The sequence below is a fragment of the Pseudoalteromonas sp. TB51 genome (assembly GCF_000498055.1).
In the GTDB taxonomy this organism is placed as follows: Bacteria; Pseudomonadota; Gammaproteobacteria; order Enterobacterales; family Alteromonadaceae; genus Pseudoalteromonas; species Pseudoalteromonas atlantica.
The window spans coordinates 7,177-8,831 of record NZ_AUTO01000270.1 but is presented as its reverse complement, the minus strand read 5'-3'; the positions used below and the strand labels follow the sequence as shown (position 1 = coordinate 8,831).

The following is a 1,655-nucleotide window of genomic DNA, read 5'->3' as shown; positions in this document are numbered from 1 at the left end:
GCCGTTGGAGCAACAGGCGGCTCGGGCTTATTTTGTTTAGCGCGGCGTAAACGTATAACCACCATGGCGCCAATTAATACCACAATAAGCAGTAGCAAACTTGGTAACAATAATGAACTTGGTGGCTCTGCAACTGGCGCAGGTATAAGTACAGGTGCGGGTTTGGGCGTTGTATTAACCGTTGGCTGCTCTTTTTTAGGCTCTATTTTAGGCGCTGCTTTTGGGGCGGTTTCAGTGGCCACCGGCTGCGCTTGGCTAGTGGTAGGTGTTAACTCGCTGCTATTTGGCTCAAGTTCACCCTTAGGTGTGCTTGGCGCATCCTTTACTGTATTAATTGGCGCAGTCTCAGGCTCGTTAATTTCTGAGCTTTGCTGGCTTATTTGATTTGTAGGCTGAGAGCTTGTAGTTGCTTTACTTGCGCTTTGTTTTATTGCTTTTTCGGCCGCAGTTATTTGCTCAAGCAGTTGTTGTTCTTGCTCGGGGGTAAGAGCAAGTGGTTGTGACTCTTGTTCAACAACTGGCGGCTCTACAGGTTTTGGTTTTGTTTGTACTTGCTTGGGTTTATTACAGTTTCTTTTAAAATCGCGTGCGGCGCTGCGGTATTTGGCACTGGCTTTATTATTACTGTACTGCTGCATTTCTTGCTTAATTAAAATACACATGGCTTCGTTATAGGCAGCACTTTGGCTGCTGTAAAATAAAGCAAAGCAAAAAATAAGTTGAGAGAGTCTAATAATCATAAAACACGGCGCTTAAGTATCAATAGTCTGATTTTAAGCGCAAAATTAAAATATATCTAGGCACTAAGGGCGTGTTGACCTGTGTGGATTGAAAATTTGTTCAATCTAAGGGCGATTAAATCGCGGCGTGAGGTTTGTAACCTAGTGAGATAAGTAAAAACCACCCAACAACACGCCCTCGTTAATCAATCACCATTAGGCTGCGGTACTCGTCGTAGGCAAATTGGTCGGTCATACCACTTATGTAATCTTGAATTAGCCTACAGCGATAGTAAAACTCGTAAGCGGCAAAGTGGTCGGGCTCTTCTTGCATGGCATCTATGGCGTGCTGATAACTATTTAAGTGCTTTTTAGAGAGCTTTTTAACCAAACGCGATTCGATTAATAATCGTGAGTCGCCATTTAATGCTCGTTTAAAATCGTCGCTGTTAAGTTGTAGCAGTGGTTTATAACAATCGAGCAGGCCGTTAATGATGCGATAGCCTTGTAGCTCGAGTTTTTCTACCTCTTTATGAGAAAACACATGCTTAAGCGCCACCTGTTTAAGGGTTTTAGTAACGGCGTGTAGGTGGCTGTTATCTTCTAATAGAGCTTGGTTAAAGTCGCCGTGGTAAATAGGCTCAATGTGCTCTATATAACGCTTTGCGGCGTGGTTTACAAGCGGGTGAAGCAAGGCCACGCGTAGGTAAATAAAAAATTCGCTATTAAAGTTGTAAGGCTGCGCGTTGGCGCGCTCTAGTGCGTAATCTACCGCTTTATCTACAAAATTTAGGTGTTCGGTGTCGTCAATGGTTAGGTTTATAAGGGCTTTTTTATATTCACTTTTTAGCTGCTGACAAAGTAGCTCGGTGGTGATTATATCTTTTTCTACGGCGTCTTCTATGTCGGCTAAGCAATAGGATATATCGTCGGCGG

Annotated in this window: 2 pseudogenes (1 of these 2 running past the window's edge); both read right to left on the bottom strand. The window is 43.6% G+C overall.

Going from position 1 to position 1,655, the window contains the following annotated elements:
* Positions 1–740 (bottom strand): annotated as a pseudogene (locus L650_RS0115865) (cell surface protein); the annotation flags it as partial.
* 181 nt (positions 741–921) lie between these two features.
* Positions 922–1,655 (bottom strand): annotated as a pseudogene (gene dgt / locus L650_RS0115860) (dGTPase) (it continues 735 nt past the right edge of the window).